We start from the raw sequence: 25724 nt of genomic DNA, 5'->3' as shown, positions 1-25724 counted from the left end.
ATTGCCCCCATCAGTTCGCGAGCATGAATCACGCAGCCAAGCAGTCCGCAAGACGATTAATGGGTCCTGAGCCTAGACCCCGATAGATTGGGCCAAAGACGTGTCACTAAAGCGAACCACTCCAAGCTTATTGTGCGATAAATTGAATAATCGACCGCTATTAAGCATTACTATCGCCAATACGGCATCAATACACATAATCGCCTCCTGATTGCCTTATTTTTACCATCAGAAGTGCACGCAAGCACCGCGAAGTCGCGTCACAAGCGTTGTACCGACAATGAGCGCCACCAAACACCCACCACCTGGCGCTCTGCATCGAGGCACGAGCCCTTGTTTCCCCCTTGCGTCTGGAGAATTCCATGACAGTTCCAAACAGCCCCACGCCGGCCACCAACGGCGCTCCGGGCCCGGACGCGATGATCGCGGAACCAATGGGCTAACCACCCCGACAGAGCCGCCCGGCGGCTCTTGAAACTTTTATCGACTTTTCCGGACTGTTTCCGTTTCCGGACACGTTGTTGCCCAGATCACCAAACACACTGGCAACATGTGCAAAGAGACCGGGACCGCGGTCTACGTGGTATCGGCTGGCGTACAGGAGCAAACCATGCGTGGTGTACAGATCGCAATCCTTGGAATTGGGCTCGCTCTGGCGGGGTTCGGCGTCTACATGGCGCAAAACTATGTCGCCCAGACGCAGCAGGCCCTCGTGGCCGCGCAAGCGCGGGGCGCAGCGCAGGCCCCCAGCATCCCGACTGTCACCGTGATGGTTACCACCCGCCCGCTGCGCTATGGCGAGCCAATCACCGAAGCATCCGTGCGCGCCATTCAATGGCCAGCCGATGCCGTGCCTCCGGGCGCGATGCAGCGGATGGAGGACGTGATCCCAGACCCCACCCGCCCCCGCGTCGCCCTGCGCGCGATGGAACCGATGGAGCCTTTGCTGGCCGTCAAAGTCAGCGCACCCGGCCAGCCCGCTGGCATCACGGCCATGCTGACACCGGGCATGCGCGCCTTTACCATCCGGGTTGACCAGAACAGCGGCATCTCGGGCACCCTGCGACCGTCGGATGCCATCGACATTTACTGGACCGGTCGCGGTGCCGAACAGGGCGAAGTTACCCGCCTGCTCGCCAGCGGCGTGCGGATCATCGCGCTGGATGAAAACGGCGATCAGGATCGCAGCTTTAACGGCATCCCGCGCTCGGTCACCATCGAGGCTGAGCCGGAAATCATCGCGACGATGGCGCAAGGCCAGTCTACCGGCCGCCTGTCGCTGTCGCTGGTCGGTCTGGATGACACCACCTCGGTGGACCAGTTTCAGGTCGATGCCCGCAGCCTGTTGGGTCAGGAAGCCCAGGTCGTGCTCGAACAGCAGCGCTGCTCGGTCCGCACGCGCCGCGGTTCGGATGTCGTGATGATCGAGATCCCCTGCACCAACTGACCCCCCGCCGTTGCGACCAAAGCGCCACACCCGCCCCCCCTAAATCTGGGGGGTTTTGGTGTTTTTGACGCCAAACCTTGCGGACAGTTTTCTGAAATCACACGAAAAAGACGCCGCAAACAATTGAAACTTGCAATAAAAACAGGATTCAAGCATTCTTGCGCCAAGGGGGTCCGTCAGATGACCCACCATTCGTGATCAAGAGGCAGGGTCACATGACCAGAAAGAGCAGCATCGCGTTTGCGGTGGCGCTGGCCCTGACCGGGCTGGGGCACTTCCCATTTACGACTCAGGCGGCATTCGCACAGGCCCTTCGCGTCACCTCGGGTGGCAGGGGAGAGACGCTTGCCGTCGCGATGAACCGCGCGGTCGTTGTTGAAAGCGACACGCCGTTTGTCGAATTGTCGATCGCCAATCCCGGCATCGCCGATATCTCGACACTATCGGACCGGTCGATCTATGTGCTGGGCAAGGCGCCCGGCCGCACCACGCTGACGATTCTGGGAGCCAATGGCCAGCTGATCGCCAATGTCGAAGTGCAGGTCACCCCCGATGTCGCCGAATTCCGCGAACGGCTGCGGCAGATCCTGCCCGCCGAACCCATCGAAGTTCGCACCGCAAACGATGGCATTGTCATGTCGGGCGTTGTGTCCTCGGGTGCCCGGCTCGACGCCGCGATGCAGCTTGCGGAACGCTATGCGCCCGGCCGCGTGTCGAACCTGATGAGCGTCGGCGGCACCCAGCAAGTCATGCTGCGCGTGCGCTTTTCCGAAGTGCAGCGCGGCGCGGCGCAAAACCTTGCCGCCAGTCTGGCGATTGGTCAGGGTGGCACCGTGCTGGGCAGTGGCAGGGTCAACACGCCAACTTCCGCCAATTCCGTGCTGGGCGGCAGTCCGATTGCCGTCGGGGCGAACTCGGAACCTCAAGGCTTTATCTCCGGCGGCTTCAACATTGGCGCCGTGCAGTTCCAGGTCATGCTGGAAGCGATGGAAACCAACGGCCTGGCCCGCACCCTGTCGGAACCCAGCCTGACCGCTCTGTCGGGGCAAGAAGCGCATTTCCTGGCCGGCGGCGAAGTTCCCGTGCCGGTGGTCGGCGCATCCGGCACCGTGACCGTCGATTACCGCCCCTTTGGCGTCGAGCTGACCTTCACGCCGCGCGTTGTCGATGGCGACGTGATCAACCTGACGATGGATGCCTCGGTGTCCAGCCTCGACAGCGCAGCGTCGACGACAACCAATGGCGTGACCATTCCGGGCTTCAGCCGCCGCCAGACCTCGACCACGGTCGAGTTGCGAGACGGGCAGAGCTTTGCCATTGCCGGCCTGTTGCAGGATGACTTTCAGGGCAACACCTCTCAGGTGCCGTGGCTGGGGGATATCCCCGTTCTGGGCGCCCTGTTCCGCAGCGCCGACTACCAGCGCAACCAGAGCGAGTTGATGATCTTCGTCACCGCGCATCTGGTCACGCCGACCCGGGGCGAGGCCCTGCTGTTACCGACCGACCGCGTGCGCCTGCCCAACGAAGGGCAACTGTTCCTGAACGGTCAGTTGACCGGTGGCAGCGGTGGTGCCTCGGAAGTGTCGCGGCAGGATTTCCGTGGCGGCTATGGCTATGTGATGGAGTAAGCGATGAAACATCTGACCCAAGCCCCCCTCTCTCTGTCACGCCGCAGCCTGTTGCTGGCGCTTGGCGGCACTGCGCTGACGGCTTGCAGCAGCGGATCCTTGACCTCGGAAGTGGGCAGCAATGTCGATGAAGGGGCCTTTGGCAACCCGACAGCGCATAACCTGCTGATCATGACCGGACAGCTGGACTATGCCGTCGATCTGGCCGAGCGGTTCGAGCGTGAAGTGCCCAGCACCGTGAATTTCGCCTTCGACAGCGCGCGGCTGGACGGCGAGGCGCAGGTGATCCTGCGGCGGCAGGCGGCGTGGATCCGGCAATTCCCCGAAGTGCGCTTCCGCGTCTTTGGCAATACCGATCTGGTCGGCTCTGAAGCCTATAACCGCGGTCTTGGCCTGCGCCGGGCGCGCGCCGTTGTTGCGTTCCTGATCCGCAACGGGGTGAGTCGCAGCCGGGTCGAGGCCGTCGTCTCGAACGGCGAAACGCAGCCACTGATCCCGACACAAAACCGCGAGCGTCAGAACCGCCGCGCGGTCACGCAGGTTTCGGGCTTTGTTCAGGATCACCCGTTGATCCTGAACGGCGAGTACGCACTTATCGTCCACCGCGAATACGTGCAAAGCGCCACGCGCGACCCTGCTATCCCCTGATATCTCCCGCCGGAACCCAAGTCTGGCACCCCGCGCAGCGCCCTGCCCCGTCACCGGTGGCAGGGCGTTTGCTTTGGTGACTGTCAGCCCGACAATTACGGTTTTTTAGCCCCATTATTGCCAAGATTACCAACGAGATTGAGGTCTCGCGCCCCGGCTGTGTTTGCGGGTGCTTGTGTGACCGCCAGAGTAGCATTCGCCTGTAAAACGCGGGCCCCGGAGGATAACGAACATGTCGAGCGCAACGACCAGCAGCAAACACATGGCCCCGATCCGGGCCTGCACCGTCTCGCGGGACGTGCAGAACTTCGATCTGCTGATCGAGGATATGGAAATGGAACTGGGCGAAAGCTGGGGCGACCTGACCTTTCCCAGCGCGTTGAAATACCTCGATCAGAACGAAGCCAGATCGCTGGAGTTCATCGCCATCGCGCTGGATGACGACGATGAGGCGAACCTTTCGATGGTCGAAACGGTGATCCTGCGCGCCAACACGCTCAACATTCGCGTCCTGCTCATCGCCGAAGAGCTGGGCCCGACCGCGCTGCACCGGCTGCTGCGGCTGGGGGCCAGCGACTTCGTCCCCTACCCGCTGCCCGAAGGGGCGCTGCATGACGCCATCAAACGCCTGCGCCAGCCGACGATTGACGTCGCCAACATCTCACCGCAGTCGCGTCTTCAGCCGATGGCCAATCAGACCATGGGATCGGTCTATGCCGTGCAGCCGCTGGCCGGTGGCTCGGGTGCGACGACCTTTGCGGTGAACCTCGCATGGGAGATCGCCAATTCCGGCAAGACCGCGCCCACAGTCTGCCTGCTCGACTTCGATCTGCAAACCGGCTCGATTGCGACCTATCTTGATCTCGCGCGGACCGAGAAAGTTTACGAACTGCTGTCAAACACGGCGGTGATGGACCGCGACTTTTTCATGAACACGCTGCAAACCTTCAACGACAAGTTGAAGGTGCTGACCGCAGCCGCCGACATGCTGCCGCTGGATCTGATCACGCCCGACGATATCGAGCGAGTGTTGACCATGGCACGCGCAAACTTTGACGTGGTGATCGTGGATATGCCCGGCACCGTCGTGCAATGGACCGAAACCGTCCTGAATGAGGCGGATTCGTACTTCACCACGATGGAGCTGGACATGCGCTCGGCCCAGAACGCCCTGCGGCTGATCCGCGCCCTGAAGGCTGAGGATCTGCCGCTGTCAAAGCTGCGGTACGTGCTGAACCGCGCGCCGAAATTTACCGACCTTTCCGGCAAGGCCCGCGCCAAGCGCATGGCCGAAAGTCTGGATATCGAATTTGAACTGATGCTTCCCGATGGCACGACGCAAGTCACCCATGCCAACGACCATGGGCTGCCGCTGGCTGAAATCTCGCCGAAGAATCCGCTGCTTAAGGAAATTCGCAAGCTCGCCGCCAGCATCGCTGCATCGAACCGCGACGAAAGCCGCGCCGCCGCCTGAGGAGGGTGACATGTTTTCGCGCTATCGCAAGGATACCACGACCACCGGGGCCGCCGCGCCCGATTCACGGGCAGTGCCGGTTCATGGCATCGCACAAGTCTCGGCCTCGACCGCGCCTGAGCTGAAACCACAGCCGCGCCCCACGGCGCCCCGGCCCAGCTTCAAGGCGTCGACCGCCGCGTCCATCGCGGCGCAGCCGGCCGCCAACGACAAGGATCGTCGCCGCAAGCAGCGCATTCTTGAGGTGAAATCCGAGCTGCATACCCGGCTTCTGGACAACCTGAATCTGGCGGCACTGGACACCGCGTCCGAAGCGGAACTGCGCGCCGAGATCGCCGCCATTTCGGCTGAGGCGCTGAGCGAGATCAACTTTGCCCTGACCAGCGAAGAGCGTCTGTCGCTGAACCAGGATCTCTACTTTGAGGTCCGCGGCCTTGGCCCGCTGGAACCGCTGCTCAAGGACGACACGGTTAACGATATTCTGGTGAACGGGCCCAATCGCGTGTTCATCGAACGCGATGGCAAGCTGCAACTGACCGATGTGACCTTCAAGGATGAGCGCCACCTTCTGCGCATCATCGACAAGATCGTGTCCGCCGTCGGTCGCCGCGTCGATGAATCGAATCCCTATGTCGACGCCCGTCTGGCCGATGGCTCGCGCTTCAACGCGATGGTGCCGCCGGTCGCGGTGGATGGGTCGCTGGTATCGATCCGCAAATTCAAAAAGGAAAAGCTGGGCATCAATGACCTGGTGAACTTCGGCGCTTTTTCCGAAGAGATGGCGATGTATCTTGAGGCCGCGGTTGCCACACGCCTCAACGTGATCGTGTCGGGCGGGACGGGTTCGGGCAAAACCACCACGCTGAACGCGCTGTCTTCGTTTATCGACAACGCCGAACGCATCCTGACCATTGAGGACACCGCCGAACTTCAGCTGCAACAGGTCCACGTCGGCCGCATGGAATCGCGCCCGCCCAACGTTGAGGGCAAGGGCGCGGTGACCCAGCGCGACTGTCTGCGCAACGCGCTGCGGATGCGGCCTGACCGCATCATCGTCGGCGAAACGCGCGGCGAGGAAGTGATCGACATGTTGCAGGCCATGAACACCGGCCACGACGGATCGATGACCACGATCCACGCCAACTCGGCCCGCGACGGCATCAGCCGTCTGGAAAACATGGTCGCCATGGCCGGGATCGAGATGCCGCTCAAAGCCGTGCGCAGCCAGATCGCCAGCGCTGTGAACCTGATCGTGCAGGCATCGCGCCTGCAGGACGGCTCGCGCCGGATGGTGTCGATCACCGAGGTGACCGGCATGGAAGGCGACATCATCACCATGCAGGAAGTGTTCCGCTTTGAACGCACGGGGCTGGAGCCGGATGGCAAGATCCTGGGCCATTTCACCGGCTGTGGGCTGCGCTCGCATTACGCCGACCGCTTCCGCCGCTGGGGCTATGATCTGCCCTCGAGCCTGTATGACGTCGTTCAGGCGCAAAAGGGGTGATCTGAGATGACCATCTCACCAATTCTAATCATCTATATCGCTATCTTTGTCGGCATTCTGATGCTGGTCGAGGCGATCTATCTCATGGTCTTTGGCCGCTCGATCCGCTTGGGCAGCCGGATGAATCGACGGCTTGAGATGCTGGACGCCAACACCAACCGGGCCGAGGTCATCGACCGGCTGCGCAAGGAAGCGAACCAGCACTCGAAATCGACGGCGATCCCCTTCTATTCGCTGCTCGCGGAAAAGGCCGAAAAAGGCAAGATCGCCTTTTCGCCGCTGATGCTGATCCTGATCATGGTTCTGGTGTCGACCGTCGCCTTTCTGGCGTTGTCGCTGTTCACCGGCGCGCCGGTAGCGGTGCGTGCCGGTGTCGGGGCGGCGATGGGGATCGGCGGCGTGTGGTTCTGGGTATCGAGCAAGGCGAAAAAGCGCTTTGGGCTGATCGAAGAACAACTGCCGGATGCCATCGACCTGATCGTGCGCGGCCTTCGCGTCGGCCACCCCTTCGTGCACGCGCTGGCCGCTGCCGCCAAGGAAATCCCTGACCCGCTGGGCACCGAACTGGGCCTGATCGCCGACGAGGCCGCCTATGGCCGCGACATGGGCGAGGCGCTGCTGGCCTTTGCCGAACGGATGGACATGCAGGATCTGCGGTTTCTGGCTGTGTCGGTGACCATTCAGGCGCAATCGGGCGGCAATCTGGCCGAAATCCTCGATGGTCTGTCCAAGGTCGTCCGCGCGCGTTTCAAACTGTTCCGCCGCGTCCGCGCCATCACCGCCGAGGCGAAATGGTCCGGTATGTTCCTGTCGGCCTTCCCCATCGGGGCGATGATCATGATCAGTGTGATCAAGCCCGACTACTATGATGAGGTCAAGGAAACCGCCTTGTTCATCCCGACCGCGCTGGTCGTGCTGGCCTTTCTGGTCATCAACGTCCTGTACATGCGCAAGATGGTCAACATTCAGGTGTAAAGGGTTACCAAGATGAGTGCCAATCTGCTGTCCCTGCCTGTCATCATCGCGCTCTGCGTGGCCGGGGGTGTGACGCTGGTTCTGCTGATGCTGATGGGCCGTGGCGATTCAAAGCCGGACCCACTGGCCAAGCTCAAGGAACAGTCGCGCCGTGGACCCGGCACCGACCGCACCAACCTGTCGCGCCGGGCCTCCAGCGACGAGACTGCCCTGAACAAACGCCTTGAGCGGTACAAATCCTTTCTGGAACCGACTGACGAATCCGAAATGGGCGACGCCAAGCTGAAGATGATTCAGGCTGGCTATCTGGGCCGCAATGCCGTGCGCGACTTTCACGCCGCCAAGCTGATCATGGGCATGGGCGGGCTGCTGATCGGTCTGGTCTATATTCTGGTGTTCCCCCCCAATGAGGGTGCCTCGGTCTTTGCCACGGCAATGCCGGTGCTGGTCCCCACCCTGCTGGGCTATTACGCGCCGATCTACTGGGTGAACAAACGCCAGCAAGAGCGCCAAGAACAGATCACCCGTGGCTTTCCCGATTCGCTGGACATGCTGCTGATCTGCACCGAGGCCGGGCAATCCATGGACCAGTCCATCGCCCGCGTCGCCAAGGAACTGCGCGCAGGCTACCCTGCGCTGGCCGATGAATTCGACACCGTCTCGCATGAAGTGAAGGCAGGCAAGGACCGGCTTGAGGTGCTCAAGGACATGGGCATCCGCTGCGGGAACGCCGATATCCGCTCGTTCGTGACGGTGCTGGTGCAATCGGCAACCTATGGCACCTCGGTCGCTGATGCGCTGCGGGTTTATGCGGCTGAAATGCGTGACAAGCGTGTGATGCTTGCCGAAGAGAAAGCCAACGTCTTGCCGACGAAGCTGACACTGGGCACAATGATGTTCACGGTGCCGCCGTTGCTGATCATCCTGATCGGCCCGTCGGTCCATGGAGTCATTACCATGCTTGCGACGGCTGATTTCGGTTTATGATAAAAATCTTCGGGCTGGCGGCGCTGATTGCGTTGTCCGCCTGCCAATCCAGCGGCGAGTTTTCGCCCGATGGTCTGCCCGGCCGCGCCTCAAGCGCGGCCGAGGACGTTGACGGGCTGATTGTCGGCCACCGGCTGATGGAGGGTGGCGAATACGAACTGGCGCTCAGGGCCTATTACCGCTCGATGGCCGAACAGGGGCCAACGGTGGACGCGTTGTCCGCCATCGGGTCGGCGAACCTGCATCTGGGGCGTCTGGGTCAGGCCGACCAGATGTTCCGCCGCGCCATCGAATTCGACCCCGAATTTGTCCCGGCCATCAACAATCTGGGCGTCGTCATGGTCGAGCGGGCGGACTGGGGACAGGCGGCGCATTTGTTCCGAACGGCCTTTGCGCTGGACTCGGGTCGCTCTGAAGAAATCCGTCAGAACCTGCGGCTTGCTCTCGCAAATCTTGAAAATTCAAGCTATACTGACGAAAATAACAATAATAATTTCGCTCTGGTCAGACGCGGGAATGGACGCTTCCTCCTCCTCGCCACGCCCTGAGCATCGAGCAGTGAAGAAGGACAGATCATGCGCAAGGTGTGGATAGCACCATTGTGCCTTGCGGGCCTCAGCCTGCTGGGCGCCTGTGGCGAGTCGATGCATGCCCAAACGGCCCGCGCCATCGACAGTGTGGCCGCGATTGATCAGGAAAACATGGCCGAGATGATGCTCGCCGTCTCTGATCCGCGCGAGGCCGTCGATTATTTCACCGCACAGTCGCAGCAATTCCCCGACCGGGTCATCTTTCGCCGGGGTCTGGGCAAGTCGCTGATGCGCGCCGGTCAGGCCGAAGCCTCGATCCCGGTTTGGCTGCAGGTGCTCGAACACCCCGACGCCACCCTCGATGACCGGATCGACACCGCCGAGGCCTATATCCGCGCCAACCAATGGCCGCAGGCCGAAGCGATGCTCAACAGCGTCCCGCCCACCCATGAAACCTATGGCCGCTACCGGCTTGAGGCCATGGTCGCCGACAGCCGCCAGCAATGGGACCGCGCCGACAGCTTTTATGAAATCGCCGCCGGCCTGACGCCGACGCCGGCAGGCGTGCTGAACAACTGGGGCTTCTCCAAGCTGACGCGCGGCGATTATCGCGGCGCGGAACGCCTGTTCACCGACGCGCTGCGTCAGGATGGCAGCCTGTTCACCGCCAAGAACAACCTCGTTCTGGCCCGCGCCGCCCAGCGCAATTATGAGCTGCCGCTGATCGAGATGACACAGATCGAGCGCGCCGAGTTGCTGCACACCATGGCGCTGGCCGCGATCCGTCAGGGCGACGTCCAGACCGGGCGGGCGCTGCTGCAAGACGCGATCGCCACCCATCCGCAGCATTTCGAGGCCGCTGCAAACGCCCTCGCCGCGCTGCAATAAGGGGGGCGCATGCTCACGCAATCCGCCCCGGCCGCGCTCTGGCTGCTGATTTTCTCAACGCCCGTCGCCCTGTATGTCGCCTGGAGCGACCTCAAGGCGATGCGCATTCCCAATCTGGCTGTGCTGGCGCTTGTCGCCGTCTATGCCGTGGTCGGCGCGCTGACCCTGCCCTTCGTTGACTGGGCGTGGTCCTGGCTGCATCTGGTCGTTGTTCTGGTGATCGGCTTCGTGCTCAGCCTGACCGGCGGGTTCGGTGCCGGTGACGCCAAGTTCGCCGCCGCGATGGCGCCCTTTATCGCCCTTGGCGATGTGCGCAGCTTTCTGGTCCTGCTTTGCGCTGTCAGCATCGCCGCGCTGGTCGTCCACCGCGTAATGCGGGTGATCCCGGCCATCCGCCGCGCCACCCCCGACTGGGCCAGCTGGGAGCGCCGCGAATTTCCCTATGGGCTGGCTCTGGGGCCCGCGTTAATCTTTTATCTGGCTTTGGCGAGCATGCATGGAAGCTGACGCCGCGATCTGAGGCCCGCCCATGAACGACGCACCCGCCCTGTCCCGCATCCCCCCGCCGCCGCCGCCCGCGACGCTGGAGGATACGGGCCTGCCGCTTACCCTGATGAGCGACATCCTTCTCAAGACCATGTTCCGCATGTCGCTGACCCATGTGTCGGATGTCTCGCGGATCGTGTGCCTGTCCTTTGCCCAGACCCAGCAGCTGATCGACAGCGCCCGCGCCGAACGTCTGGTCGAGGCGATGGGCACCTTGCAGGCGACCGCCACCTCGACCGAGATGGGCTATCAGCTGACCGACGCCGGACGCCAGCGCGCCCAGCAGGCACTGGCGATCTCGGAATATTACGGCGCGATGCCCGTCTCGCTTGAAAGCTACGGCGAACAGGTGCGCCGCCAGTCGATCCGCAAGGTCAAGATCACCCGCGAGCAGTTGACCGCCGCCATGGGCGACCTGATCCTGCCCGAAGGACTGCTGGGCGATTTGGGCCCCGCCGTGACCTCGGGTCGCTCGATTCTGATGTATGGCCCGCCGGGCAATGGAAAATCGTCAATCTCGAACGGGATCCGCGATGCCCTGGGCGACACCATCTACGTGCCCAGTGCTGTCGTGCATTCGGGTCAGGTGATCGCGGTCTATGACCCCATCGTCCACCGCAAGGTTGCCCCCGCCAACGCCAGCACCGGCACCTCGCTGCGGTTGCACGGCCAACGCCACGACCCACGCTATCAACTGTGCGAGCGCCCGACAGTGATTACCGGCGGCGAACTGCGGCTCGATATGCTCGAGCTGAAATACAATGCCGCCTCGCGCACCTATCAGGCCCCACTGCAGTTCAAGGCGATGGGGGGCGTGTTCATCGTCGACGACCTTGGCCGGCAAGAGGAGCCGCCGCAGGCGCTGGTCAACCGCTGGATCGTTCCGCTTGAGATGAACTATGACATTCTCACGCTCATTTCCGGCGAGAAATTCATCGTGCCGTTTGACACGCTGGTCATTTTCTCCACCAACTTTCATCCCAATACGATCTTCGATACCGCCGCGCTGCGTCGGATCTTTTTCAAGATCAAGATCGACGGCCCGAACCAGGCCGACTTCCTCAAGATCTTTGCGCTGGTCGCCCGCAAGCGGCGCATTCCGCTGAACGAAGACGCGCTGATCCACCTGCTGCAGACCAAGTATCCCACCATCGACAACGTCTATGCGAACTATCAGCCGGTGTTCCTGATCGACCAGATGATCGCGATTTGTGACTATGAGGGGCGCCCCTATCACATGTCGCCCGAACTGATAGACCGCGCCTGGTCGAACATGTTCGTCAGGGATGAGGAAATCATCCGCTAAACCGCGCGTGACGTAACGATCCTTCTGCCGGGTGTTGGCCTGCGCCCGGCTTCGCGCTTTGCTGGCGCGCAGCAGGGAGGGATATTCATGGACGATTTCACCGCGATCGAGGCCGCAGCGCGCGCGAGTTTCGCCAGCCAGACAATGATGCAGACCATGGGGGCCGCGCTGATCGAGACCGGCCCCGGTCGCTGCGTCATCCGCGCGCCCATCGCGCCGCATCTCAAACAGCAGCACGGCGCGGCGCATGCCGGGCTGGCCTTCACCATCGGGGATAGCGCCGCCGGCTATGCCGCGCTGACGTTGATGGGGCTGGAGAGCGACGTGATGACGGTCGAAATGAAGATCAACCTGCTGTCCCCTGCCATCGGCGATGCCCTGGAAGCGGTGGGCGAGGTCGTGCGCGCGGGCAAACGGCTGACGGTGGTGCGGGCCGAGGTGTTCGCGTTGACCGGCGAGAACCGCAAATCCATCGCGCTGTTGCAGGGCACGATGATCCCGGTTGCGCAACGCGCTTGAGCGAGCTGAAGTCCTTCATTATATAAGCTTCATGCTATATAACGAATCACGCACATGACCGCCCCTCTGCCCGCCACCTTCGCGGCGCTCGCCGATCCCACGCGCCTGTCGATCCTCAATCGGCTGGCGCAGGGTGAGGCGACGGTCAATGATCTGGCCGCGCTGTTCCCGATCAGCCAACCCGCCGTCTCGCGCCATCTCAAGGTGCTGGAAGAGGCTGGTCTGATCGAGCGCCGCATCGACGGCACCCGGCGTCCCTGCCGGTTGAACCCGCAGGCGCTGGCGCCGGTGCGCGGCTGGATCAGCGAGCTTGAGCGCGTGATGGAGATGAATTTCGCGCGGCTCGACGCGCTGCTGGCCACCCCGGAAAGGACCGACAATGCCCCTGACACTTGACAGAACCAGCCCAACCGTCGCCACCGTGACCCGCCATTTTTCCGCGCCTCCGGCCCGTGTATGGGAGGCGCACACTGACCCCGCGCTGCTGAGCCAATGGCTGGTCGGACCGGACGGCTGGGTGATGAGCCGCTGCGAGGTCGACATGCGCCCTGGCGGCAGCCTGCGCTATGATTGGCAATCCGCCGACGGAACCCACGGTTTCTACATGACCGCCGACGTGCTCGAGGTCGAGGAACCGCACCGCATCCTGCATGTCGAGCGCATGTTCTTGCCCGACCAGACACCCGACAACACCGTCGATACCCGGTTCATCGCCGACGGTTCTGGCACCCGGATGGTCATGACGATGACGGTCGAGGCCGCCGAAACCATGGACGCGATGCTCGCCACCGGCATGACCGATGGTATGGAAGCCAGCTACGCCCGGCTGGAGCGCGAGCACCTGGCAGCGTAAGCGACGGTGGGATGAAATCCCACCCTACGCGGCGCCCGTAGGGTGGGGTTTCACCCCACCCTGTGCAAGCCCTCAGGCCGTCAACCCCTGCGGCTCGGCCAACCCGTTCGCCCGGCACGTCGCCGTCAGCGTATTGGCCAGCAGGCAGGCAATCGTCATCGGCCCCACCCCGCCCGGCACCGGGGTGATCGCCCCGGCCACGGCGGCCGCGCTGGCAAACGCGACATCGCCGACCAGCGTCTTCTTGCCGTCCCGCTCGATCCGGTTGATGCCCACGTCGATCACCGTCGCCCCCGGCTTGATCCAGTCGCCCGGGATCATCTCGGGACGACCGACCGCCGCCACCAGAATATCCGCGCCCCGGCAGACCTCGGCCAGATCCTTGGTGCGCGAATGCGCAATCGTCACCGTGCAGCTGTCACCCAGCAGCAGCTGCGCCATCGGCTTGCCGACGATGTTCGAGCGCCCCACGACCACCGCATTCAGGCCCGACAGCGAGCCCAGCTGCGCCCGCAACATCATCAGACATCCCAGCGGCGTGCAGGGCACCATCGACTTCTGACCCGTCCCCAACAGCCCGACATTCGAGATATGGAACCCGTCCACATCCTTGGCCGGGTCGATGGCATTGATCACCAGATCGCTGTCCAGATGATCCGGCAGCGGCAATTGCACCAGAATCCCGTTGACCGCCGGGTCGGCGTTCAGCTGGAAAATCAGCGCCAGCAGATCAGCCTCAGACGTATCCGCCGGCAGCTTGTGCTCGTACGAGTTCATCCCGACTTCGGTCGTCTGCTTGCCTTTGGAGCGGACATAAACCTCGGACGCCGGATCTTCGCCGACCAGCACCACGGCCAGTCCCGGCGTCAGCCCGTGATCGGCCTTGAGCAGCGCAACATGCTCGGCCACCTGTGCGCGCACTGTCGCCGCAAAGGCTTTTCCGTCGATGATGGTGGCGCTCATGCGTCCCTCCCGTTATGTCCCAAGACCCGCGCTTCGCGCGCGATCAGCTGTTCGATCATCACCCGCCACATCGCTTCGGCGATATCGGGGTCAAAGCCGGTGACCTCGGCCCGCGCGCGGACCCGGTCCACCACCGCTTGCACGCGGGATGGCGCGGCGGCGGCAATCCCTTCGCGTGCCTTCAGGACCGCCGCCCGGTCGACATAGGCCAGCCGCGCGGCCAGAATCCCCATCAGCTGGTCGTCGAGCGTGTCGATGCAGCCGCGCAGTTCGGCCATCGTCTGCACCGCCTCGGGCAGCGGCAGCGCCTCAGACATCGGTCAGCGCGTATTCGGCGCGGTAATGCGCCATTTGCAGCCGGGTCGCCAGCACGGCGTTCTTCATCAGCGTTGCCACCGTCACCGGCCCCACGCCACCCGGCACCGGAGTCAGCCACCCGGCGACCTTGGCGCAGCTGTCAAAATCGGCGTCACCGACCGTCTTGCCATCGACCCGGTTGATACCGATGTCGATCAGCGCCGCACCGGGTTTGAGCATGTCGCCCGTCACCAGACCCGGCTTGCCGACCGCCACGAACACCGCATCCGCCGCGCGCGAGTGCATGGCGACCGAGCGGGTCATGTGGTGGCAGACCGTGACCGTCGCGCCAAGGCTCATCAGCAGAAAGGCGATGGGTTTGCCGACGATCTCGGAATGGCCGATGACGGTGACATCCAGCCCCTCGATCTTCAGCGGCAGGGTTTTCAGAATCTCGACCGCAGCGACGGCGGTACAGGGCCCCAGCGCCAGATCGTTATAGACGATATTGCCGATCGAGGCCGGGTGCATCCCCTCGACATCCTTGAGCGGATGCACGGCTTTTTGCAGCGTTTTCACCGGGATATGCGCGGGCAGCGGGCGCTGGATGATGATGCCGTTGACGCGCGGATCGGCGTTCAGGCCTTGCAGCACGCCAACCAGTTGTTCCATCGAGATGGTCTCGGGGTAAGTGCGCGCCTCAAACTCGACCCCCGCATTCTCGGCGGTGCGCTGCTGGTTGCGCACATAGACCTCGGAGGCCGCACCATCGCCGACGGTGATCGACACCAGCCGGGGCTGCCAGCCCAGTGCCGCCAGCTCAGCCGCTTCGGCAGCCGTCTCGGTGCGCATCTTGGCGGCGATGGCCTTTCCGTCGATCAGGGCTGCCCGGATCCCGTCAGTTTTCATCTGCTATCCTCGGAGTTAAGCGCCGGGCGGGGGCTGCCCCTGCCCGGCTGTGGATGTGTCAGAACAGCCCTTCGACAAAGCCGTCATCATTGATGCCGATGGTTTCCGCCGCCGGTTTGCGCGGCAGGCCCGGCATGGTCATGATCTCACCGCAGATCGCCACGATGAACCCGGCCCCTGCCGACAGGCGCACCTCGCGCACCGGGAACGAGTGCCCGGTCGGTGCGCCGCGCACGTTGGGGTCGGTGGTAAAGGAATACTGCGTCTTGGCCATGCAGACCGGCAGATGGCCATAGCCCGCCGCCTCCCAGGTCTTGAGCTGGTTGCGCACCGTGGTATCGGCGATCACCCCGTCGGCACGGTAGATGCGCTTTGCGATGGTCTCGATCTTGTCCATCAGGCTCATGTCGTCGGGGTAGAGCGGCGCGAAATTGGCCGCGTCGGAGTCGGCCATCGCCACGACCTTGTGCGCCAGGTCTTCCATCCCCGCCGAGCCATCGGCCCAATGGGTGCACACAATCGCCTCGGCCCCCTGCGTGGCGACGAAATCCTTGATCGCCTGCAGCTCGGCCTCGGTGTCGGAATGGAAATGGTTGATTGCCACCACCACCGGCACGCCGAAGCTTTTCACATTCTCAAGGTGACGGCCCAGATTGGCGCAGCCCTTCTCCACGGCCTCGACGCTTTCAACGCCCAGATCGGCGCGCGCGACGCCGCCGTTCATCTTCATCGCCCGCACCGTGGCGACAAGGACAGCGGCAGCAGGCGTCAGACCGGCCTTGCGGCACTTGATGTCAAAGAACTTCTCGGCCCCCAGATCCGCGCCAAAGCCGGCCTCGGTCACGACATACTCGCCCAGCTTCAACGCCGTGCGCGTGGCAATGGCCGAGTTGCAGCCATGCGCGATATTGGCAAACGGGCCGCCGTGGACGAAGGCCGGGTTGTTCTCAAGCGTCTGCACCAGATTGGGCTGCATCGCGTCCTTGAGCAGCACCGTCATCGCGCCATCGGCCTTGAGGTCGCGGCAGGTGATCGGCGTGCGGTCGCGGGTATAGGCGACGACGATATTGCCCAGACGGCGCTGCAGATCGGCCAGATCCTTCGCCAGACAGAGGATCGCCATGACCTCGGACGCGACGGTGATGTCAAATCCGGTCTGGCGCGGAAAGCCGTTGGACACGCCGCCAAGGCTGGTCACCACATCGCGCAGCGCGCGGTCGTTCATGTCCATCACCCGGCGCCACATCACGCGGCGCTCGTCGATCTCCAGCCCGTTACCCCAATAGATGTGGTTGTCGATCATCGCGCTGAGCAGGTTATGCGCGCTGGTGATCGCGTGGAAATCGCCGGTGAAATGCAGGTTCATCTCTTCCATCGGCACGACCTGCGCATAGCCGCCCCCCGCCGCCCCGCCCTTCATGCCGAAGTTGGGGCCAAGGCTGGCCTCGCGGATGCAGATCACCGTCTTCTTGCCGATCCGGTTCAGCCCGTCACCCAGCCCCACCGTCGTGGTCGTCTTGCCCTCACCGGCGGGGGTCGGGGTGATCGCCGTCACAAGGATCAGCTTGCCATCGGGGCGATCCGCCAGACCATTGATGAAGCTCTGGCTGACTTTCGCCTTGTCGTGGCCATAGGGCAGAAGCTCGGCAGCGGGGATCCCCAGTGCTTCGCCTATCTCAAGGATCGGCTTCTTGTGAGCCGCGCGCGCGATTTCGATGTCGGTCTTGAAGGTCATGAACGCTGTCTCCCCTTCTGCGGCGTGGCGTAACCCTGACTTAGCTAGCCGCGTTGCATGTATACATTCCTAATGCAGTGCCGCCGCCGGTTTTTGCGGGGCACACGGTTTCGTATCGGAAATCCTAGCCGTTATCGGCGAAGGGCGCGCGGCATTTGTGACCAGACCGGCTGATCGGGCACAAACAGCCGGAGCCGGTCGCCCAACGCCACGCGGCCTTCAGCCTCGACCCAGGCGGTCACCCCGCGCCGATTCGCGGCGGCGGGTTTGAACGCCTTGCCGTAGCCGGGGTGCTGGGTCTCGATGGGGCGGGCGGGCAGCGTGCAGGGGCGGTTTTCCATGTCCACGGTCAGCGAGGCCCCGCTGTCGGCCAGCAGCCGTGAGGAGGGCGGCACATGGCTGAAATCAGGCACCCCGCGCAGCACCATCGTCGCGCCGAGCAGCGTCGGGTCCAGCGCTTCCAGCCCCATCTCTTGCGCAATCGCCGCCAGCTCTTCCTCGGACACGATCGACAATTGCCGCACATTGCGGATCGGTGTGTTGCGCGGATAAAGGCCCAGCACACGCGAACACGACGGCCGGGTCATGCCGCCATGCGCCTCCCCCAGCGGGCCGTCGAAGGTCAGTTCCATCGCCTCGAGCGGCGCTGAGGGCAGCGCGGCGGCGCGGTCTGTGACCACGCCCAGCCAGACGATCTCGGCTTCGAATTTGGTGGCGGCAAGCGCGGGCATGGGCAGACCTCAAGGCAAAGAAAAACCCCGGCACCGTCGCGCGGTGCCGGGGTGATTGCAAGAGCAACCGGATCAGGCCGAGGGGTTCGGCTCAAGCCCGCTGTCATCCGTGCCGCGACGTGGCTTGGTGCGCGGGATCGACAGGACCGACGGCGTACCGCCCGAGTTGGACGTGTCGTCCTCATCCCGGCCAGGGCCTTCGCCGCGCATCACGCGGGTGATCTCGGCCCCGGTCAGCGTCTCGTACTCAAGCAGACCTTGCGCCAGATATTCCAGCTCGTCGGCATGCTCGGTCAGAATGCGCTTGGCGGTCTGATAGCCCTCATCGACAATCTTGCGCACTTCCTCGTCGATCTTCTTCTGCGTCTCTTGCGAGGCGTTCGATCCACCCGAGTAATTGCCCAGATAAGACTGCTGCTCGTTGGCATAATCGATATGCCCCAGCGCGTCCGAGAAGCCGAACTGCGTCACCATCGCGCGGGCGATCTTGCTCACCTGCTGGATGTCGCTCGACGCGCCCGAGGTCACGTTTTCCTTGCCGAAGATCAGCTCTTCGGCCACCTTGCCGCCCATCGCCATGGCGATTTTCGACGTGTATTTGGTGTAGGTCACGCTCAGCTGGTCGCGTTCCGGCAGGCTCATCACCAGACCCAGAGCGCGGCCACGCGGGATGATCGTCGCCTTGTGGATCGGATCATGCTGCGGGACGTGCAGGCCGACAACGGCGTGCCCGGCTTCGTGATAGGCGGTCAGCTTTTTCTCGTCTTCGGACATGACCATCGACCGGCGCTCGGCGCCCATCATGACCTTGTCCTTGGCGCTTTCAAAGTCATCCATCGTGACAAAACGGCGGTTCTTGCGTGCGGCGGTCAACGCCGCCTCGTTCACCAGGTTGGCCAGATCGGCACCCGAGAAACCCGGCGTCCCGCGTGCAATGATGCGCAGATCGACGTTCGGACCCAGCGGCACCTTGCGGGCATGGACGCCCAGAATGCGCTCACGGCCCTTGATGTCGGGGTTCGGCACCTGCACCTGACGGTCGAAACGACCGGGACGCAGCAGCGCGGGGTCCAGAACATCGGGACGGTTGGTCGCGGCGATGATGATGATACCCTCGTTGGCCTCAAAACCGTCCATCTCGACCAGCAGCTGGTTCAGCGTCTGCTCACGCTCATCGTTGCCGCCGCCATAGCCGACGCCCCGCGAGCGACCGACCGCGTCAATCTCGTCGATGAAGACGATGCAGGGCGCGTTCTTCTTGGCCTGCTCGAACATGTCGCGCACACGGCTTGCACCGACACCGACGAACATTTCGACAAAATCGGAACCTGAGATGGTGAAGAACGGCACACCCGCCTCACCCGCGATCGCGCGGGCCAGCAGGGTCTTACCGGTACCCGGAGGGCCCACCAGCAGCGCGCCTTTCGGGATCTTGCCGCCCAGACGGCTGAATTTCTGCGGGTTGCGCAGGAATTCGACGATCTCTTCCAGCTCGTCCTTGGCCTCATCGATACCGGCCACGTCGTCAAACGTGACGCGTCCGTGCTTTTCGGTGAGCAACTTGGCCTTGGACTTGCCAAAGCCCATGGCCCCGCCTTTTCCGCCGCCCTGCATCCGGTTCATGAAGAAGATCCACACGCCGATCAGCAGCAGGAACGGCAGCCAGACCGACAGCGCCGACATCAGGCCGGACCGCTCTTGCGGGCGCGCCTCGACCGAGACGTTCGAGGCGATCAGCCGGTCGGTGGGATTCTCGCCCGAAGGACGGATGGTGGTGAAAGCCTGACCCTGCCGGTCGGTCACGCGCAACGTCTCACCGTCGATCACGACTCGGCTGACATCGCCGGCCTCAACCCGCTGCAGGAAATCCGAATAGCCGACTGTGCGCCCGGTGCTCGTCGTGCTGCCGTTGTTGAACAACGTAAACAAAACGATCATCAGGAAGAACAGGACGATCCAGAACGCGAAATTGCGAGCGTTGCCCACGGAGCTCTCCAATCTTCTCGGCCAAGTCTGGCCAGTTAGCCTCTAAGATAGTGATGCGCAGGGTGACTTCAATGCGATTATGCCCGCTGCGTGACAATCGCGGCGACAGGTCGCGCAGAAAGACGCCATTCGCCGGGCCAAAACGCCAGCGGCGCGGCGATCAAAGCGCCCTCGCGCCAGATCCCCGGCAGCGCGGCAAGGGTCTCGCGGCGCAGGCCGGTGTCACGCCAATGTGTATGCATGCCGGCCCGCGCCTGCTGGCTCAGCTGTAACAGCCCGGCCTCGCCCAAGGCGCGGATCTCGCCGGGGACGGGGCCTTCCGCCCGCCAGCGATGGTCCCAGACCTGATCGCTGGGGCATACCAGCCCGGCCACCGCCTGCGCCTCGCGCGACAGGCGCAGCCCAGTGCCCTCAACGGTCAGCACGCAGCCCATCAATGTGCCCTGCCCCGCCGACAGCAACCGCTGTAGATCCTCCAGCCGGGGGCGATAGGTCGCGCCCGAGAGCTGCATCAGCAGATGCGCCACCACCCGGTCCCTGATTTCCGGTTCCAGCGCCCGCACACCCGCGTCGATAATCACTGTCCCGCGATCCTCGCCCACCAGCGCGTCCAGCGCTGCCTGGGCCTGTGCCTCCAAAGCGCCGCGTGCCCGGCGCATGCGCCCGGCGGTCGCCGCCAAACCCTCGGCCCCGATCCCCAGATCGGCCAGCGCCGCCAGTGCCTTGCGCGCCCGCACCCGCTGATAGCGCGGGTTGTCGTTGCTCGGGTCGTCGACCCACGCCACGCCCCGCGCCCGCAACTCGCTGCGCAGCGCCTCGCGCGTCACGCCCAGCAAGGGCCGCAGCCAGATCACCCCCTCGGCCTCGCGCCGCTCGGCCATCCCGGACAATCCGTCCACACCCGATCCCCGCGCCAGCCGCATCAGCACCGTCTCGGCCTGATCATCGAGCGTATGCGCCAGAACCACGGCGTCCACCCGCCCACGCGCCCAACCGCCAATCAGCGCCAGCCGCGCCGCGCGCGCCTCGTCCATCAGATTGCCGCGCTCAGGCCCCGACCAGCGCAGAACGTCATGCGCCACGCCCAACCGGGCGCACAGCGCCGCAACGCCCACAGCCTCCGCCGCCGCCTCGGGCCGCAGGCCGTGATCGACCGTCACCGCCGCCACCCGCGCCGCGCCCAGCGCCTCGACCGCCAGCACCAGCGCCGCCACCGAATCGCCGCCGCCCGACACAGCAACGCCAAGCCGCGCGAAGCCTTCGCAGCCCGCGCGCATGACAGCCAAAGGGGCCGGGCCTGTCACAGCCCCGCCCCATCATCTGTCTGAAAATATCCTCGGGGGGTGAATTCGCGGCACGCGAAGAGGGGGGCAGAAAGCCCCCCTGCCCGGCCAAAGCCTGCGGCCCCCGGCATTCTTAGCGCGACACGACCGTGGTCGCGCGGCGGTTCAGATCCCAGCAGCGCTGCGCGGCGCAAGCCTCGATCGGACGCTCTTTACCGTAGCTGACGGTGCGGATGCGGCCCGAAGACACGCCCTCGCCGATCAGGAACTGCTGCACGCGCGCAGCACGGCGGGCACCCAGCGCGATGTTGTATTCACGCGTGCCGCGCTCGTCGGCGTGGCCTTCGATCAGGATCGCGTAGGACGGATAGCGGTTCAGCCACGCGGCCTGGGTGCGCAGGACGGTGACGCCCTCGGCGGTCAGGTCGCTGCTGTCCACGGTGAAGTGAACGGTGTCGCCGATCGTCTGGTTGAAATACGCGATCGAGGTCGGATCGTTGGGATCGCCCAGCGCCGTCGACGAGATACCGCCAGCACCGGCACCGCCATTGGTCAGGGGATCGTCATAATCGCCGCCACGGGGGTTGTTACACGCGGCCAATGCCAGTGCGGCGACGACCAGAATGGCCTTGGTCAGAATTTGCATCGTTTTCAGTCCTTGTTGTTCGGTCCTGCCCGACGCGCATCATAACAGATGCCGCGTCGCGGGGGAATCGGGCGGTGTTCACGGTACGCGGCGCAGCGCGTGGGTTCAGGGGTTCAGGGGTTCAGGATTACGGCAGAAGGGGCGACCAGCTCGGGTCCGAGGCAGGCCCCGGCGTCGGCACCCGGCGCAGGTTGCGACCGGTGATATCGACGGACATCAGCACCGGGTTGTTCCCGGCCTCTTCGCGCGCGAACATGATGACACGACCGTTGGGCGACCAAGTCGGGCCCTCGTCCAGGAAGCTCTGGGTCAGGATCCGCTCGTTCGAGCCATCGGTGCGCATCACGCCGATGTGGAAGCGCCCGTTGAGCTGCTTGGTAAACGCGATCAGATCGCCGCGCGGTGACCAGACGGGCGTGGAATAGCGCCCCTGACCCTGGCTGATGCGGTTCTGCCCGCCACCCTGCAAGCCCATGATATACAGCTGCGACGCGCCGGTGCGGTCGCTTTCGAACACCACCTGTTGCCCGTCCGGCGAGAAGCTGGGCGCTGTGTCGATGGCGTCGGTCTGCGTCAGCTGCCAGCGCTGGCCGCTGGCAAGGTTGAGCATGTAAAGGTCGGTCCGCCCGTCGACGGACAGCGAATAGACCACCGAGCCACCATCGGGCGAGAAACGCGGCGCGAAGGTCATTTCGCCCGGCTGGTCGCCCAGCACCTGTCGGCGGCGCGACGCGACGTCCATCAGGTAGATGCGCGGAAAGCCGGTCTCGTAGCTGGTGAACAGGATGCGGTCGCCGGTCGGCGAGAAGCGCGGCGCAAAGGTCAGCGACGTGCCGTCGGTCAAGTACTGCGTGTTCTCGCCGTCCTGATCCATGATCGCCACCTGCTTGCGCCGGTTGGTGGCCGGGCCGCTTTCGGCGATGAACACCACCTGACTGTCGAAATAGCCGGTCTCGCCGGTCAGGCGCATATAGACCTGATCCGACACCCGGTGCGCCATGCGCCGCCACGCATCGGTGCGCCCGTCCAGTTGCAGACCGTCGCCCAGCTGCTGGCCACTGACCACGTCGAACAGGCGGAACTTCACCGTGATCGTCGGCCCGTTCACCCGCACCGCGCCGGTGATCAGCGCGCGGGAATTGATCGCGCGCCAGTCGGCAAACTGAACCGGGCTGTCAAAGCTGGTGATCCGCCCGACATGCGCGGTCGGCGGGATTTCCCGCAGCAGGCCGGTGCCGCTAAGGTTGTTGGCAATCACCCGCGCGATCCCGGCGGTGTATTGCCCGCCCGCCGCGTTTTCAGCGACGAAATCGGGGATGGCAAAGGGCACCGGCTCGATCACGCCTTCGGTGATCTCGATGCGCAAGGGCGTTTGTGCCCGCGCGATACCGGGGGCAACCGCGAAACCGGCCAGAAGTCCAAGCACGGGGCGGCGGGAAAATTGGGTCATCGTGTACTCATCCGTGCTGGGTTGAACGTGATTTCGACCAGTCGCCACTGATCATAAAGGTCCTGAGGCAATCCGTAACCATTGATACCACATTGAACGATGGCCTGTCGCCCAGCGTCAAACGCCGCGCGCACAGCGCCAATGGAACCGCCTGACGCCTCGACCTCGCGGATCGAGGATTCAACGGGGCGTCCATCAGGCGTCATTTCGAACGCAATGGTGATCACCACGTTCAACGCTTCGGTCGACAGGATGCCAACGTTCCAGCAGGCCTCGATATTGAGGCGCAGCATATCGGCATCGGACTGGCTGAGCGTGGCGGTGGGTTCGTCCAGAGCCGAGCCGAGCGCCTGCGCCAGTGCATCCTCGATTGCCCCCGAGATGGGGCTTTCGGTCGGTTCTTCGGTCGCTGGCGTCGGGATCGGCGTGCGGTCGGCCGGGGGCGTCGGGGTTGGCGTTGGCGTCGGCGTCGGTGTTGGCGCAGGGGTTGGCGTCGGAGCGGGAGCCGCGGCGACCTGCTCTGCGCGCGTCGGGCGCTGACGCGGACGCATGCTGACCTCAGGCGCGGTCGCCGTGCGGCGCACCGGTTCGGTCTCGCTGATATCGGTCGCCTCGGTCACCGTTTCGGTCGCGGCGGCCTCGCGTTGCGTGGCCTCCTGCGCTTCGGGGGCGATCACCGTCGCCGTCGCATCGGGCACCACCGCTGCGCGGTCCTGCGGCGCAATGGCGACGTCGGGCTGCGGCGTTGGCGCGGCCTCGGGCGCGACGCGCTCGGCCGGGCGCTGAACGGGGCGCAGGCTGGAATCGGGTGTGGTCTGCGGCGCGATCACCGCGGCTTGCGGCGGCTCGGGCGTTGGTACCGGCTCGGGTGCGGGGGCAGGCGCAGGCGTCGGCGCCGGGATCGGCGCAGGCGGGACCACCGGCGCGGGCGGCTCGATGGGCGCAGGCGTCGGAATCGGCGTGGGGGCCGGGGCCGGTTCGGGCGTCGGCGTGGGGGCTGGCGGAGCCGCGGGCGCAAGCTGCGACAGCTCGGCAAATTCCTGCGCCGAGACGATCGAGACCTCGGTCACATCGGGCATCATCGGCTCATCCGGGGCGCCGAAAAGATCGAACACCAGAATCCACAGGATCAGCCCGCCATGCAGCAGGGCCGAGACCTTGTGTCCCGTGTTCATTTGTACCTGTGCAAAGGCAGCCATGTGCGCTTACTGACCCGACTGGGCCCCAAAGGATGGCCCGCCGGTTTCGGTGACCAGGCCGATATTGTGGAACCCACCGGCATTGAGCGCGCCCATGACCTGCACAACCCGCGCGTAGGGGATCGACCCGTCGGCACGCAGGAACACGCGGTCATCGGTCCGCTCGGCGGCAATCGCCTGCAAGCGCGGCAGCAGATCGCCCTCGGCCACATCGGTGGTCATCAGCGCGATCGAGCCGTCAGCGCCCAGCGTGATCGACAGCGGCTCTTCTTGCTGCGCGGGCAGAGCGCCTGCAGCGGTGCGCGGCAGCTCGACCGGGACGCCGACCACCAGCATGGGCGCGGCGACCATGAAGATCACCAGCAGCACCAGCATCACGTCAACCATCGGCGTGACGTTGATCTCGGCCATCTTGGCCGCGTGACCGCGACGCCGACGGCGGGTGCCGGACCCGCTCTGTTTGCGAATGGCTTGCGCACCCATGGCTCAGGAATCCAGATTGCGCGACAAAAGCGTGCCGAATTCGTCCGCGAACTGCTCATAGCCCGAGGCAATGGTGTCGCTGTCATCGGTAAGCTTGTTGTAGAAGATCGTGGCCGGGATCGCTGCCAGCAGGCCCAGACCCGTGGCCAGCAGCGCCTCGGCGATGCCGGGCGCGACCACGGCAAGGTTGGTCGATTGCGCCAGCGCGATTTCCTCGAACGCGGTCTTGATGCCCCAGACGGTGCCGAACAGGCCCACGAACGGGCTGGCCGAGCCGACCGAGGCGAGGAAGGTCAGGTTGCTGTTGAGCACCCGCGCCTCGCGGTCGATGGCTACATCCATGGAGCGGTCGATGCGCTGCGCCGCGCCGGGGATCATCGCCCCGTCCGAACGATGCGAGCGCTGCCACTCGGCCATACCGGCGGCAAAGATGCGCTCGGGGCCGCCGGCGGGGTTGGGACCAACGCGGGAATACAGCGCATCCAGCGGCTCGCCCGACCAGAAGGTCGCATCAAAGGCAGCGGCCTGCGCGCGGGCGCGGCGGAAGACCAGGTGCTTCTGGACGATGATCGCCCACGACCAGAACGAGGCGACGATCAGCAGGATCATCACCAGCTTCACAGTAAACGTGGCACGCAGGAAAAGCGCGACCAGCGAAAAGTCGATGTCACTGGCCTGTGCCAGGGTGGCGGTATCCATGCCTTCAGTCCTGCTCGTTCTGGGGGGCGCCGTTCAGA

At 64.4% G+C, this 25724-nt stretch carries 26 protein-coding genes; 14 read left to right on the top strand and 12 right to left on the bottom strand.

Annotated elements, in window-relative coordinates; translation table 11 throughout:
• Positions 1-610: 610 nt before the first annotated feature.
• The 14 genes from cpaB (at position 611) to EAE28_RS19425 (ending at position 13305) form a co-directional block, all read left to right on the top strand.
• Positions 611-1447, top strand: a complete 837-nt coding sequence (gene cpaB, locus EAE28_RS19490; protein ID WP_127109451.1) for a Flp pilus assembly protein CpaB — start codon at positions 611-613, stop codon at positions 1445-1447.
• A 215-nt stretch (positions 1448-1662) separates the two neighbouring features.
• On the top strand, positions 1663-3075 hold the full coding sequence (locus tag EAE28_RS19485; RefSeq protein ID WP_127109449.1) for a type II and III secretion system protein family protein: 1413 nt from the start codon (positions 1663-1665) through the stop codon (positions 3073-3075).
• Between the two features lie 3 nt (positions 3076-3078).
• Positions 3079-3723: an OmpA family protein gene (locus EAE28_RS19480; protein ID WP_127109447.1), complete on the top strand. Its 645-nt coding sequence runs from the start codon at positions 3079-3081 to the stop codon at positions 3721-3723.
• 232 nt (positions 3724-3955) lie between these two features.
• Positions 3956-5197, top strand: coding sequence for a CpaE/TadZ family protein (locus tag EAE28_RS19475; protein WP_127109445.1), 1242 nt, complete (start codon positions 3956-3958; stop codon positions 5195-5197).
• A gap of 10 nt (positions 5198-5207) precedes the next feature.
• Positions 5208-6701 (top strand): TadA family conjugal transfer-associated ATPase, encoded by a 1494-nt coding sequence (locus EAE28_RS19470; protein ID WP_164736709.1) that lies wholly within the window; start codon positions 5208-5210, stop codon positions 6699-6701.
• 6 nt (positions 6702-6707) lie between these two features.
• The gene (locus EAE28_RS19465) at positions 6708-7676 is read left to right on the top strand and encodes a type II secretion system F family protein (RefSeq protein WP_127109443.1); all 969 of its coding nucleotides are present in this window, start codon (positions 6708-6710) and stop codon (positions 7674-7676) included.
• 12 nt (positions 7677-7688) lie between these two features.
• A complete protein-coding gene (locus EAE28_RS19460; RefSeq protein ID WP_127109437.1) occupies positions 7689-8663 on the top strand; it encodes a type II secretion system F family protein in 975 nt (324 codons plus the stop codon).
• Complete coding sequence (locus EAE28_RS19455) at positions 8660-9211, top strand: tetratricopeptide repeat protein (RefSeq protein WP_127109435.1); 552 nt, start codon at positions 8660-8662, stop codon at positions 9209-9211. The genes EAE28_RS19460 and EAE28_RS19455 overlap by 4 nt, the downstream gene beginning before the upstream one ends.
• A gap of 27 nt (positions 9212-9238) precedes the next feature.
• Positions 9239-10081, top strand: a complete 843-nt coding sequence (locus tag EAE28_RS19450; RefSeq protein ID WP_127109433.1) for a tetratricopeptide repeat protein — start codon at positions 9239-9241, stop codon at positions 10079-10081.
• Between the two features lie 9 nt (positions 10082-10090).
• The gene (locus EAE28_RS19445) at positions 10091-10588 is read left to right on the top strand and encodes an A24 family peptidase (protein WP_127109431.1); all 498 of its coding nucleotides are present in this window, start codon (positions 10091-10093) and stop codon (positions 10586-10588) included.
• A gap of 22 nt (positions 10589-10610) precedes the next feature.
• Entirely contained in the window at positions 10611-11933 is a 1323-nt protein-coding gene (locus tag EAE28_RS19440) for an ATPase (protein WP_127109429.1), read from the top strand.
• An 87-nt stretch (positions 11934-12020) separates the two neighbouring features.
• Positions 12021-12452, top strand: a complete 432-nt coding sequence (locus EAE28_RS19435) for a PaaI family thioesterase (protein ID WP_127109427.1) — start codon at positions 12021-12023, stop codon at positions 12450-12452.
• 54 nt (positions 12453-12506) lie between these two features.
• Positions 12507-12848 (top strand): ArsR/SmtB family transcription factor, encoded by a 342-nt coding sequence (locus tag EAE28_RS19430; protein WP_127109425.1) that lies wholly within the window; start codon positions 12507-12509, stop codon positions 12846-12848.
• Complete coding sequence (locus EAE28_RS19425; RefSeq protein ID WP_127109424.1) at positions 12832-13305, top strand: SRPBCC domain-containing protein; 474 nt, start codon at positions 12832-12834, stop codon at positions 13303-13305. The genes EAE28_RS19430 and EAE28_RS19425 overlap by 17 nt, the downstream gene beginning before the upstream one ends.
• A gap of 72 nt (positions 13306-13377) precedes the next feature.
• Here EAE28_RS19425 and folD read toward each other — a convergent pair whose 3' ends face one another.
• The 12 genes from folD to tolQ all read right to left on the bottom strand — a co-directional run bounded on the left by folD (position 13378) and on the right by tolQ (position 25686).
• Positions 13378-14268, bottom strand: a complete 891-nt coding sequence (folD, locus tag EAE28_RS19420; protein ID WP_127109422.1) for a bifunctional methylenetetrahydrofolate dehydrogenase/methenyltetrahydrofolate cyclohydrolase FolD — start codon at positions 14266-14268, stop codon at positions 13378-13380.
• Positions 14265-14585: a chorismate mutase gene (locus tag EAE28_RS19415; RefSeq protein ID WP_127109420.1), complete on the bottom strand. Its 321-nt coding sequence runs from the start codon at positions 14583-14585 to the stop codon at positions 14265-14267. Before EAE28_RS19415 ends, folD begins: the two co-directional genes overlap by 4 nt.
• Positions 14578-15474 (bottom strand): bifunctional 5,10-methylenetetrahydrofolate dehydrogenase/5,10-methenyltetrahydrofolate cyclohydrolase, encoded by an 897-nt coding sequence (locus tag EAE28_RS19410; protein WP_127109418.1) that lies wholly within the window; start codon positions 15472-15474, stop codon positions 14578-14580. Before EAE28_RS19410 ends, EAE28_RS19415 begins: the two co-directional genes overlap by 8 nt.
• Positions 15475-15532: 58 nt before the next feature.
• Positions 15533-17209 (bottom strand): formate--tetrahydrofolate ligase, encoded by a 1677-nt coding sequence (locus tag EAE28_RS19405; protein ID WP_127109416.1) that lies wholly within the window; start codon positions 17207-17209, stop codon positions 15533-15535.
• A 131-nt stretch (positions 17210-17340) separates the two neighbouring features.
• On the bottom strand, positions 17341-17940 hold the full coding sequence (locus EAE28_RS19400) for an MOSC domain-containing protein (protein WP_127109414.1): 600 nt from the start codon (positions 17938-17940) through the stop codon (positions 17341-17343).
• 72 nt (positions 17941-18012) lie between these two features.
• Positions 18013-19926, bottom strand: a complete 1914-nt coding sequence (gene ftsH, locus EAE28_RS19395; RefSeq protein WP_127109412.1) for an ATP-dependent zinc metalloprotease FtsH — start codon at positions 19924-19926, stop codon at positions 18013-18015.
• A gap of 77 nt (positions 19927-20003) precedes the next feature.
• On the bottom strand, positions 20004-21230 hold the full coding sequence (gene tilS / locus EAE28_RS19390; RefSeq protein WP_127109410.1) for a tRNA lysidine(34) synthetase TilS: 1227 nt from the start codon (positions 21228-21230) through the stop codon (positions 20004-20006).
• Positions 21231-21342: 112 nt separating this feature from the next.
• Positions 21343-21855, bottom strand: a complete 513-nt coding sequence (gene pal, locus EAE28_RS19385) for a peptidoglycan-associated lipoprotein Pal (RefSeq protein ID WP_127109408.1) — start codon at positions 21853-21855, stop codon at positions 21343-21345.
• Positions 21856-21982: 127 nt separating this feature from the next.
• Complete coding sequence (tolB, locus tag EAE28_RS19380; RefSeq protein ID WP_127109406.1) at positions 21983-23305, bottom strand: Tol-Pal system beta propeller repeat protein TolB; 1323 nt, start codon at positions 23303-23305, stop codon at positions 21983-21985.
• On the bottom strand, positions 23302-24480 hold the full coding sequence (locus tag EAE28_RS23865) for a hypothetical protein (protein WP_164736708.1): 1179 nt from the start codon (positions 24478-24480) through the stop codon (positions 23302-23304). The genes tolB and EAE28_RS23865 overlap by 4 nt, the downstream gene beginning before the upstream one ends.
• Positions 24481-24510: 30 nt before the next feature.
• Entirely contained in the window at positions 24511-24987 is a 477-nt protein-coding gene (locus tag EAE28_RS19355; RefSeq protein WP_127109396.1) for an ExbD/TolR family protein, read from the bottom strand.
• Between the two features lie 3 nt (positions 24988-24990).
• Positions 24991-25686: a protein TolQ gene (gene tolQ / locus EAE28_RS19350; protein ID WP_127109394.1), complete on the bottom strand. Its 696-nt coding sequence runs from the start codon at positions 25684-25686 to the stop codon at positions 24991-24993.
• Between the last annotated feature and the right edge of the window lie 38 nt (positions 25687-25724).

It is taken from the genome of Pararhodobacter zhoushanensis (assembly GCF_003990445.1).
Taxonomy (GTDB): Bacteria; Pseudomonadota; Alphaproteobacteria; order Rhodobacterales; family Rhodobacteraceae; genus Pararhodobacter; species Pararhodobacter zhoushanensis.
Note: the sequence above shows the minus strand (reverse complement) of the source record. Positions and strands in the feature narration are given on the sequence as shown.

Excerpts from the sequence above, each read along its gene's own strand:
- EAE28_RS19410 (WP_127109418.1), bottom strand. The coding sequence starts at position 15,474 with ATGAAAACTGACGGGATCCGGGCAGCCCTGATCGACGGAAAGGCCATC.
- tolQ (WP_127109394.1), bottom strand. The coding sequence starts at position 25,686 with ATGGATACCGCCACCCTGGCACAGGCCAGTGACATCGACTTTTCGCTG.
- EAE28_RS19430 (WP_127109425.1), top strand. The coding sequence starts at position 12,507 with ATGACCGCCCCTCTGCCCGCCACCTTCGCGGCGCTCGCCGATCCCACG.
- EAE28_RS19475 (WP_127109445.1), top strand. The coding sequence starts at position 3,956 with ATGTCGAGCGCAACGACCAGCAGCAAACACATGGCCCCGATCCGGGCC.
- EAE28_RS23865 (WP_164736708.1), bottom strand. The coding sequence starts at position 24,480 with ATGAACACGGGACACAAGGTCTCGGCCCTGCTGCATGGCGGGCTGATC.
- EAE28_RS19460 (WP_127109437.1), top strand. The coding sequence starts at position 7,689 with ATGAGTGCCAATCTGCTGTCCCTGCCTGTCATCATCGCGCTCTGCGTG.
- EAE28_RS19435 (WP_127109427.1), top strand. The coding sequence starts at position 12,021 with ATGGACGATTTCACCGCGATCGAGGCCGCAGCGCGCGCGAGTTTCGCC.
- EAE28_RS19415 (WP_127109420.1), bottom strand. The coding sequence starts at position 14,585 with ATGTCTGAGGCGCTGCCGCTGCCCGAGGCGGTGCAGACGATGGCCGAA.
- pal (WP_127109408.1), bottom strand. The coding sequence starts at position 21,855 with ATGCAAATTCTGACCAAGGCCATTCTGGTCGTCGCCGCACTGGCATTG.
- tolB (WP_127109406.1), bottom strand. The coding sequence starts at position 23,305 with ATGACCCAATTTTCCCGCCGCCCCGTGCTTGGACTTCTGGCCGGTTTC.
- EAE28_RS19455 (WP_127109435.1), top strand. The coding sequence starts at position 8,660 with ATGATAAAAATCTTCGGGCTGGCGGCGCTGATTGCGTTGTCCGCCTGC.
- EAE28_RS19405 (WP_127109416.1), bottom strand. The coding sequence starts at position 17,209 with ATGACCTTCAAGACCGACATCGAAATCGCGCGCGCGGCTCACAAGAAG.
- EAE28_RS19480 (WP_127109447.1), top strand. The coding sequence starts at position 3,079 with ATGAAACATCTGACCCAAGCCCCCCTCTCTCTGTCACGCCGCAGCCTG.
- EAE28_RS19470 (WP_164736709.1), top strand. The coding sequence starts at position 5,208 with ATGTTTTCGCGCTATCGCAAGGATACCACGACCACCGGGGCCGCCGCG.
- EAE28_RS19425 (WP_127109424.1), top strand. The coding sequence starts at position 12,832 with ATGCCCCTGACACTTGACAGAACCAGCCCAACCGTCGCCACCGTGACC.
- EAE28_RS19450 (WP_127109433.1), top strand. The coding sequence starts at position 9,239 with ATGCGCAAGGTGTGGATAGCACCATTGTGCCTTGCGGGCCTCAGCCTG.
- cpaB (WP_127109451.1), top strand. The coding sequence starts at position 611 with ATGCGTGGTGTACAGATCGCAATCCTTGGAATTGGGCTCGCTCTGGCG.
- EAE28_RS19400 (WP_127109414.1), bottom strand. The coding sequence starts at position 17,940 with ATGCCCGCGCTTGCCGCCACCAAATTCGAAGCCGAGATCGTCTGGCTG.
- EAE28_RS19355 (WP_127109396.1), bottom strand. The coding sequence starts at position 24,987 with ATGGGTGCGCAAGCCATTCGCAAACAGAGCGGGTCCGGCACCCGCCGT.
- EAE28_RS19465 (WP_127109443.1), top strand. The coding sequence starts at position 6,708 with ATGACCATCTCACCAATTCTAATCATCTATATCGCTATCTTTGTCGGC.
- EAE28_RS19440 (WP_127109429.1), top strand. The coding sequence starts at position 10,611 with ATGAACGACGCACCCGCCCTGTCCCGCATCCCCCCGCCGCCGCCGCCC.
- EAE28_RS19445 (WP_127109431.1), top strand. The coding sequence starts at position 10,091 with ATGCTCACGCAATCCGCCCCGGCCGCGCTCTGGCTGCTGATTTTCTCA.
- folD (WP_127109422.1), bottom strand. The coding sequence starts at position 14,268 with ATGAGCGCCACCATCATCGACGGAAAAGCCTTTGCGGCGACAGTGCGC.
- EAE28_RS19485 (WP_127109449.1), top strand. The coding sequence starts at position 1,663 with ATGACCAGAAAGAGCAGCATCGCGTTTGCGGTGGCGCTGGCCCTGACC.